The organism is Cognatiluteimonas sedimenti (genome assembly GCF_022808325.1).
In the GTDB taxonomy this organism is placed as follows: Bacteria; Pseudomonadota; Gammaproteobacteria; order Xanthomonadales; family Xanthomonadaceae; genus Cognatiluteimonas; species Cognatiluteimonas sedimenti.
Window position 1 is genome coordinate 93479 of the sequence record NZ_JALGCL010000001.1, and the last position, 8172, is coordinate 101650.

The 8172-nt window shown below is 70.9% G+C and carries 9 protein-coding genes; 6 read left to right on the plus strand and 3 right to left on the minus strand.

What is annotated here, in order from left to right; all coding sequences use genetic code 11:
• Window positions 1-157 precede the first annotated feature (157 nt).
• The 4 genes from ubiG to folE2 all read left to right on the plus strand — a co-directional run bounded on the left by ubiG (window position 158) and on the right by folE2 (window position 3553).
• Entirely contained in the window at window positions 158-877 is a 720-nt protein-coding gene (gene ubiG, locus MQC88_RS00425; RefSeq protein ID WP_243318166.1) for a bifunctional 2-polyprenyl-6-hydroxyphenol methylase/3-demethylubiquinol 3-O-methyltransferase UbiG, read from the plus strand.
• Window positions 874-1551, plus strand: a complete 678-nt coding sequence (gph, locus tag MQC88_RS00430; RefSeq protein WP_425491509.1) for a phosphoglycolate phosphatase — start codon at window positions 874-876, stop codon at window positions 1549-1551. Before ubiG ends, gph begins: the two co-directional genes overlap by 4 nt.
• Window positions 1548-2300 carry an isoprenoid biosynthesis enzyme family protein gene (locus tag MQC88_RS00435; RefSeq protein ID WP_243318168.1) on the plus strand — a complete coding sequence of 251 codons (753 nt, stop codon included), beginning with the start codon at window positions 1548-1550 and terminating at the stop codon, window positions 2298-2300. The genes gph and MQC88_RS00435 overlap by 4 nt, the downstream gene beginning before the upstream one ends.
• Before the next feature lie 329 nt (window positions 2301-2629).
• Window positions 2630-3553 carry a GTP cyclohydrolase FolE2 gene (gene folE2, locus MQC88_RS00440; RefSeq protein WP_243318170.1) on the plus strand — a complete coding sequence of 308 codons (924 nt, stop codon included), beginning with the start codon at window positions 2630-2632 and terminating at the stop codon, window positions 3551-3553.
• Between the two features lie 273 nt (window positions 3554-3826).
• Here the strand turns inward: folE2 and MQC88_RS00445 are convergent, their stop codons facing one another.
• From MQC88_RS00445 to yidD, 3 genes are all read right to left on the minus strand, one after another.
• Window positions 3827-4696, minus strand: coding sequence for a M23 family metallopeptidase (locus tag MQC88_RS00445; RefSeq protein WP_425491510.1), 870 nt, complete (start codon window positions 4694-4696; stop codon window positions 3827-3829).
• Window positions 4697-4877: 181 nt separating this feature from the next.
• Window positions 4878-6224 carry a dihydroorotase gene (locus tag MQC88_RS00450; protein ID WP_243318171.1) on the minus strand — a complete coding sequence of 449 codons (1347 nt, stop codon included), beginning with the start codon at window positions 6222-6224 and terminating at the stop codon, window positions 4878-4880.
• Complete coding sequence (yidD, locus tag MQC88_RS00455; protein ID WP_243318174.1) at window positions 6209-6472, minus strand: membrane protein insertion efficiency factor YidD; 264 nt, start codon at window positions 6470-6472, stop codon at window positions 6209-6211. Before yidD ends, MQC88_RS00450 begins: the two co-directional genes overlap by 16 nt.
• A gap of 107 nt (window positions 6473-6579) precedes the next feature.
• Here yidD and dksA point away from each other — a divergent pair, with 107 nt between their 5' ends.
• Together dksA and MQC88_RS00465 are read left to right on the plus strand one after the other, a co-directional pair.
• The gene (gene dksA, locus MQC88_RS00460; protein WP_243318176.1) at window positions 6580-7614 is read left to right on the plus strand and encodes an RNA polymerase-binding protein DksA; all 1035 of its coding nucleotides are present in this window, start codon (window positions 6580-6582) and stop codon (window positions 7612-7614) included.
• Between the two features lie 223 nt (window positions 7615-7837).
• Window positions 7838-8167: a hypothetical protein gene (locus MQC88_RS00465; RefSeq protein WP_243318178.1), complete on the plus strand. Its 330-nt coding sequence runs from the start codon at window positions 7838-7840 to the stop codon at window positions 8165-8167.
• Window positions 8168-8172: the final 5 nt, after the last annotated feature.

Consider the following 8172-nt stretch of genomic DNA (forward strand, 5'->3'; position numbering starts at 1 on the left):
TTGCGCCGGCTCATGGCAGGCGCGGCTTCCGTGGGGGCGGCTCCTGTGGGAGCGGCACCTGTGGGAGCGGCTCCTGTGGGAGCGGCTTCAGCCGCGAGCGCTTGCCCCCAGGAAAACAGGTCCATCCCTGCGTCCTGGACGACCACCGGAACATCCGATGAACCAGCCATCCGCCGCCGACGACAATTTCAGCCAGTCCGAACTCGACAAGTTCAACGAGCTCGCGCACCGCTGGTGGGACCCCCAGGGCCCGCAGAAGGCGTTGCATGCGCTCAACCCGGCGCGGCTGGGCTACGTCGCCGCGCGCGTGGCGTTGCGCGACGCCGCGGTGCTCGACGTGGGTTGCGGCGGCGGCCTGCTCAGCGAGGCGCTGGCGGGGGAGGGCGCCCGCGTCACCGCGATCGACCTCGCCCCGGACCTGCTGAAGATCGCCAGGCTGCACAAGCTCGAATCCGGGCTCGAAGTCGATTACCGGCTGAGCTCGGTCGAGGCCCTGGCGGCGCAGCAACCCGGCCACTACGACGCGATCACCTGCATGGAAATGCTCGAGCACGTGCCCGATCCTGCCTCGGTGCTCGCCGCCTGCGGCACGCTGCTGAAGCCCGGCGGGCGCCTGTTCGTGTCCACGCTCAACCGCACCCCGGCGGCATTCGCGCTGGCGATCGTCGGCGCCGAATACATCGCCCGGCTGCTGCCGACCGGCACCCACCAGTACCGCGACTTCATCAAGCCCTCGGAACTGGGCGCGTGGCTGCGCGCCGCCGGGCTGGAGCTGGAGGACGTCAGCGGCCTGGTGTACGAGCCGTGGCGCAATGCGGCGCGGGTGGGCAAGCGCACCGACGTGAACTACCTCGCCTGCGCCCTGAAACCGGCATGAGCGCGACGGGCTTCCCGGCGCTGGTGCTGTTCGACCTCGACGGCACCCTGCTCGACAGCGCGCCGGACTTCGTCGCCACCATCGACGTGTTGCGCGCGCAACGCGGCGAGGCGCCCATCGCCGCCGACCAGCTGCGCCCGCACGTCTCGCGCGGCGCACGGGCGATGCTGGCGGCGGCGTTCCCTCGGCTCGACCAGGCGGCGCGCGAAGCGCTGGTGCCGCCGTTCCTGGCGATCTACCGCGAGCAGCTCGCGCGCCACGGCGCGCCGTTCGAAGGCGTCGAAGCGCTGCTGGCCGCGATCGAGGGCTCCGGCAGCCGCTGGGGCATCGTCACCAACAAGCCCGAGGCGCTGGCGCGCGCGCTGCTGCCGCTGCTGGGCTGGCAGGCGCGGTGCGCGGTGCTGGTCGGCGGCGACACGCTGGCGCTGCGCAAGCCCGATCCTTTGCCGCTGCTGCACGCGGCGCAGGCGCTCGGCGTGGCGCCGGGCGACTGCGCCTACGTCGGCGACGACGAACGCGACATCATCGCCGCGCGCGCCGCCGGGATGCCGTCGGTGGTGGCGCTGTGGGGCTATCGCCCCGAACACGACGATCCGGCCACCTGGCAGGGCGACGCGCTGGTGGCCTCCGCGCACGCCCTCATTGACCCGGCGGCATGGCCGCGGCCGCGATGAGTACCCATCCCGGCCCTGGACTCGCGATGAGCGCCAGCGAGGAACTCGCCAGCTTCCTCGACAAGTGGCGCGCGCGCTGGCCCGAGTGGCGCGTGGCCGAAGTGTTCGTGCCGCGGGCCGAACGCGAGCGTGCGCTGGCCTGGTTCGCGCTGCGCCAGGAACTGACCGACGCCGCCTGGGGCGGCACCGATCCGCGCCCGGGCGAAGCCAAGCTCGGCTGGTGGGCCGAGGAACTGCAGGGCTGGGCGCAGGGCCGTCGCCGGCACCCGCTCGGCATCGTGCTGCAACGCCTCGAGTTGCCGTGGACGCTGCTCGCCGCCTGCCTGCCGGCGCTGCAGGCCAGCCGCGAACCCGCGGCCGGCATCGACGAGGCGATCGCGGTGCTGGAACCCTTCGCCGAAGGCGTGGCCGGGATCGCGGCGACCCTGTACGACAGCGACACCCCGGCGCCGGCGACCGGCGCGATCGTCGGCCTGCTCGCCGAGCGCCTGCTGCTGGACGAGGGCGCGGTGCCGCTGCAGGTGCGCGCGCGCGTCGGCGCCGACGCCAGCGTGCACGACGCCGCACGCGCGTGGGCGCGGGAACTGCTGCAGCGCTGGCCGCCGCCGCACCACGGCGCGCGCGCCGGCCGCATCCACGCCGCGCTGCTGCGCGAACGCCTGCGCCGCTGCGCCGCCGGCGCGCCGATGGCGCAGCCGCTGCCACGCTGGCGGGCGCTGGCCACCGCATGGCGGGCCGCCCGCGGCTGAGCGGAGCGGCACCGCCGCCGTTGTGGGAGCGGCTTCAGCCGCGAGCTCCTGGGCGGCGCGGCGGAGCGGCACCCGGCACCGTTGTGGGAGCGGCTTCAGCCGCGAGCTCTTGGGCCGGCGCGATAATTTGGGAAGAGCTCGCGGCTGAAGCCGCTCCCACAGACGCCGCTCCCACAGACGCCGCTCCCACAGACGCTGCTCCCACAGACGCTGCTTCAGCAACGAAAGGTGTTGGCGCCGCGACGCAGCGTTGCAGGCCCATGACGGCCGCCCGCGGCCCAGCCGCTACAATGGTCGCCCCCTCGCATCACGCCCCTGCCATCGTGGCCATGTCCCCGACCTCGCCCTCGCCGCTGCCCGACGTCGCCCACGACGCCGCCGCGCTGGCGCGGCCGCTGGACTGGGTCGGGATGGAGCGGATCGCGCTGCCGGTGCGGATCGCCGGTGCCGATGGCGCGCCGATGCAGGTGGCCGCCTCGGTCGACGTCGCCGTCGACCTGCACGATGCGCAGGCGCGCGGCATCCACATGTCGCGGCTGTACCTGCGCCTGCAGGAAGCGTTCGCCAGCGAGACCATCACCCCGGCCGGCCTGCGCCGGGTGCTGCAGGGCTTCGTCGAATCGCAGCAGGGGCTGTCGACGTCCGCGAAGCTGGTGCTGCGCTACGACCACCTGCTGCAGCGCGCCGCCCTGGCCAGCGCCCACAGCGGCTGGAAGCGCTACCCGGTGACGATCGAGGCGACCCTGCAGGGCGGGCACCTGCGCCTGGCGCTGTCGTTGTCGGTCGAATATTCCAGCACCTGCCCGGCGTCGGCCGCGCTGTCGCGGCAGATCAACGCCGAACGCTTCGCCGACGACTTCGCCGCCGCGCGGCCGTTGTCCACCGAGGTCGTGCGCGAATGGCTGGCGTCCGAACGCGGCCTGGCCGCGACCCCGCACGCCCAGCGCAGCCGCGCCGAAGTGCGGGTGGAACTGCGGCACGCGTTCGACGAACTGCCGGTGGCGGCGCTGGTCGACGCGCTGGAAGCCGCGCTCGGCACCCCGGTGCAGACGGCGGTCAAGCGCGAGGACGAGCAGGCCTTCGCCGAACTCAACGCCGCCAACCTGATGTTCTGCGAGGACGCCGCACGCCGCGTCGCCGCGACCTTGTCGGACGACCCGCGGATCGAGCGCTTCGACGCCAGCGTCGCCCACTTCGAAAGCCTGCACCCGCACGATGCGGTGGCGCGGGTCAGCGGCCACAACGCCGGCTGATCGACACCCCAAGCGGCTGCGAAGACCTGTAGGAGCGGCTTCAGCCGCGACCAGGCCGGGATCGGATCGTCCAAAGACGGGGTCTACCCGCTGCGTGGGTCGCGGCTGAAGCCGCTCCTACAATTCCCGGCTTCGGAACGCTATTGCGCGCCCGAAGCTTCCAGCACCAGCAGCGGATCGACGCGCACGTCGAACCGCGCCAGGCGGAAATGAAGCTGGGATGGTGATGAACGCGCCGCCGCGCGCGACGCCGGGCAAGCGGCCGCGGATGTTTCAGCGTGGGCGCTCCAGCACCAGCAATGGATCTACGCGGGTGTCGAACCAGTTCATCCCCCAATGCAAATGCGGCCCGGTCGCGCGGCCCGTGGCGCCGACGGCGCCGATCACCTGGCCCTGTTCGACCCGCTCGCCGACCTTGACGTCGATCCGCGACAGGTGCAGGAAATTGCTGCTCACGCCGTGGCCGTGGTCCAGCAGCACGGTGCCGCCGGTGAGGTAGAGGTCCGGGTCGGCGAAGGTCACCACGCCCGCGGCCGGCGCCTGCACCGGCGTGCCGGCGGGCGCGGCGATGTCCATGCCCGAATGCCCTGCCTTGGGCACGCCGTTGTACACGCGCGCGTTGCCGAAGCGGCCGCTGATGCGGCCACGCACCGGCCAGGTGAACGCCTGCTCGTAATCGTCGCGGGCATCGTCACGGGCGCGCTGCGCGACCACGCGCGCCTGCTCGCGCGCGATCCGCGCGGCGATCGCCGGCGGCGGGTTGACGGTCTTCGGCGGCACGCCGTCGATGCGCTCCACCGGCCAGTCGCGCGGCGTCACCGCGACGCGATGCTCGACGGCGTCGGTGCCGGGCGGTCGCACCACGACCACGATCTCGTCCGTGGCGTCGCGGCCGATGCCGAACACGAAGCCGCCATCGTCCGACACCCGCACCGCGCGGCCGTCGACCGTGACCGTCGCCGCCGGATCGGCGCGGCCGATCACCAGCGCCCCCTGCGAGGCGCTCGCCGGCAACAGCGTGGCGCGCACGGGCGCGACGCCGTCGCCGACGCGGGGCGCCGGTTGCGATGCCGCCAGGTAGTCGTCCAGCGCAGAGGCCTGCTGCGCGAACGCGTTGCCGCAGCAGGCGAGGGCGGCCGCCATCAGCGCGATGCGCAGGCAGGTTCCGCGCCCGCGGCTCGGAACGACACAAACGTGGGGTGCATTGCGATCACCCGGCAGCCAGGTGACGCGCTTACTCAACAAGTGCATGCGCGAATCCCCACTGTCGTCCCGGGCGCAGTGAAGGACCTGCTTCCAGCGCGGAAAACCGCACGCCCGCCCTTCACCGCGAGAATTCCAGACGCCGCCCCTGCGGCGTGCCGAGCAGGCGCGTGCCATCCCACACCTGCACGCCGTTGACCCAGGTCGAGGCGATCCGCGAATGGAAGGTCATGCCCTCGAATGGCGACCAGCCGCACTTGGACAGCACGTCCTCGCGCCGCACCGTCAGCGGCGCGTCTTCCACCAGCACCAGGTCGGCGGCGTAACCCTCGCGCAGGTAGCCGCGCTCGCGCACGTCGAACAGCTGCGCCGCTGCGTGCGCGAACTTCTGCACCACCTGGGCGTTGCTGAGGTGGCCTTCGTGCACCAGTTCCAGCGCCGCCAGCAGCGCGTACTGCACCAGCGGCAGCCCGCTGGGCGCCTGCGCGTAGGGCCGCGACTTCTCTTCCAGCGTGTGCGGGGCATGGTCGGTGGCGAGCACGTCGATGCGGTCCTCGGCCAGCGCGCGCACCAGCGCCTCGCGGTCGCTGGCGTCCTTGATCGCCGGGTTGCACTTGATCAGGTTGCCGAGCTTCGCGTAGTCGCCGCGGTCGAAGCGCAGGAAGTGCACGCAGGTTTCGGCGGTGATGCGCTTGCGCGAGCCGTCGGCGCGGACCAGCGGGCCCTGCTCGAACAGCGCCAGCTCGTCGGCGGTGGAGATGTGCAGCACGTGCAGGCGGGTGTCGTGGCGGCGCGCCAGCTCCAGCGCCAGCCGCGTCGACTTGATGCAGGCCTCGCGCGAGCGGATGTCCGGATGGCATGCCACCGGGATGTCCTCGCCGTACTGCGCCTGGTAGCGGGTGAGATTGGCGTTGATCGTGGGCGTGTCTTCGCAGTGGGTGATGATCGGCACCGGCGCGTCGCGGAAGATCGCGTCCAGCGTCTCCGGGTTGTCGACCAGCATGTTGCCGGTGGACGCGCCCATGAACACCTTCAGCCCCGGCGTGGCCAGCGGATCGATCGCCTGCACCGCGGCCAGGTTGTCGTTGCTCGCCCCCATGTAGAAGCCGTAGTTGCCCCACACGCGGCCGGCGGCGCGGTCGTACTTGTCCTGCAGCGCGGCCGCGTCCAGCGTCGGCGGCGTGGTGTTGGGCATGTCCATGAAGCTGGTCAGGCCGCCGGCCACCGCGGCCGCCGATTCGGTGGCCATGTCGGCCTTGTATTCCAGCCCCGGCTCGCGGAAGTGCACCTGGTCGTCGATCATCCCCGGCAGCAGGCGGCGGCCGGCGGCGTCCACCACCGTCGCGCCCTCGCGCGCCGACAGGCCACTGCCGATCTCGGCGATGCGGCCGTCGCGGATGCGCAGGTCGCCGTCGAACTCGCGGCCCTCGTTCACCAGTCGCGCGTTGACGATCAATGTCTCGGACATTCGGGGTTTCCTTGTCTGGAGGGGACCGGATCCTCGCCGGGCACCGGATCGTGCCCGCCGGGATGGAAGGGGTGGCAGCGGCCGATGCGCCGCAGCGCCAGCCAGCCGCCCCTGAGCGCACCGAAGCGCGCGATCGCCGTCATCGCGTATTCCGAGCACGTGGGCACGAAACGACAGCGCGGCCCCAGCAGCGGGCTGAGCCAGCGTTTGTAACCGCGCAGGCAGAGGATGAGGAAGCGATCGATCACGATGCGTGAATGCGGGCAGGCGCAGGCTTGCGCGGTTGCCGCTGTAGTCCGGTCAGGGTATAACAGCGCGCTTTCCCGCCTCAAGGGAACAAGAGGAACACCTGCTCGTGGCAGCGAAGAAACCAGTGAAGAAGGCCGCCAAGGCCGCGAAGAAGACCACCAGACCCGCTGCCAGCAAGGCCGCCGCCAAGAAGCCGAGCGCGAAAAAGCCGGCCGCCAGCAAGCCGGCGGCGAAGAAAGCACCCGCCAAGAAGGTCGTCGCCGCCAAGAAGCCGGTGGCGAAGAAGCCCGCGCCGAAGAAGGCCGCGCCCAAGGCCGCCGCCAAGAAGGCGCCGGTGAAGAAGGCCGCCGCCAGCAAGGCCCCGGCCAGCAAGCCGGCAGCGAAGAAGGCCGCCCCGGCGAAGAAGCCCGCACCCGCCAAGGCGGCCGCGGCCAGCAAGCCGGCCAAGCCCGCCGTCGTCGCCAGGGCCGCCGCCCCGGCCGCCAAGGCCGCGGCCAAGGCGCCGTCGCGCCCGATCGCCAAGGCCGTGGCCCGGCCGGAGAAGAAGTCCCCGGTCGATCCCAAGCCCACCGCCGCCGGCGTCAAGACCGCGCTGGCCGGCAACCCCGCCAGCCCGGTGACCCGCGCGCGCCCGCTGGGCAAGGTCGCCGTGGCCGTGGCCGCCAAGCCGGCCGCGCCCGCGCCGCGCGGCAAGGTCAAGGTGATCCCGTACAAGACCGACGACGCCGGCCGCCCGATCCTGCCCCACGGCTACCGCCCGGGCCCGGACGAGGAGTACATGGGCCCGCTGATGACCGAGTACTTCCGCCAGCGCCTGCTGTCGTGGCGCGCGGACCTGGTCGAGGAATCCAAGCAGACCATCGAGAACCTCAAGGACGAAGTGCGCGACGTCGGCGACGAAGCCGAGCGCGCCACCCGCGAAACCGAGAACTCGCTGGAGCTGCGCACCCGCGACCGCTACCGCAAGCTGATCGGCAAGATCGACAGCACGCTCAAGCGCGTGGACGCCGGCGAGTACGGCTACAGCGTGGACTCGGGCGAAGAGATCGGCCTGGACCGCCTGGAAGCCCGCCTCACCGCCGAGCGCACGATCGACGAGCAGGAGCGCTGGGAGCACTTGCAGAAGCAGATTGGCGATTGAGCCGAGGCCGGATCATCGGTAATGAAAAGCCCCGCGATTGCGGGGCTTTTTTTTGCGGCTCCAAACCCGTTACCGCTTTGGTTGTGCGGATATGCAGGTCCGGTGCCGTGCAACCCATTGAACGTGCCGGGTTTGACCCGGTTTGACGTTCAGGAGCAGACTCGTTGCATACCGCCTCTTTTGAGGTCTATTAGGTAGTTAGAGCCCATTGGAGAGTTGACGGATGGACAAAGAAGCACTGCATCGCATCCTTGACTCTTTGGACGATGCCACCTTCAAGAATCTCTCTGATTTAGCGGTGGCAACGAGTCAGTACAAAACTGAGGTTCACGCCTTAAACCTCGCAACTGTTCTAGTCCTTCTTGGCGCTGCTTCGTACATTGCGTACTACATTCCTGGCGTTCATCCAACACTCGTCCATCGAGCGTTTCTTTTCGCAATGGTTGCTGGTGCTCTTCCACTCGCCTTGCTCAAGTTGAGAGATTTTGTTCTGCCATGGATGTTCGATCGCGCTCTAGCCAGGCAAGCAGTCACATCCGGGCTTATCAAGTGATGGGC

Bases quoted from the DNA above. Each gene is read 5' to 3' on its own strand.
- ubiG (WP_243318166.1), top strand. From the start codon at position 158: ATGAACCAGCCATCCGCCGCCGACGACAATTTCAGCCAGTCCGAACTC.
- gph (WP_425491509.1), top strand. From the start codon at position 874: ATGAGCGCGACGGGCTTCCCGGCGCTGGTGCTGTTCGACCTCGACGGC.
- MQC88_RS00435 (WP_243318168.1), top strand. From the start codon at position 1,548: ATGAGTACCCATCCCGGCCCTGGACTCGCGATGAGCGCCAGCGAGGAA.
- folE2 (WP_243318170.1), top strand. From the start codon at position 2,630: ATGTCCCCGACCTCGCCCTCGCCGCTGCCCGACGTCGCCCACGACGCC.
- MQC88_RS00445 (WP_425491510.1), bottom strand. From the start codon at position 4,696: ATGGCGGCCGCCCTCGCCTGCTGCGGCAACGCGTTCGCGCAGCAGGCC.
- MQC88_RS00450 (WP_243318171.1), bottom strand. From the start codon at position 6,224: ATGTCCGAGACATTGATCGTCAACGCGCGACTGGTGAACGAGGGCCGC.
- MQC88_RS00465 (WP_243318178.1), top strand. From the start codon at position 7,838: ATGGACAAAGAAGCACTGCATCGCATCCTTGACTCTTTGGACGATGCC.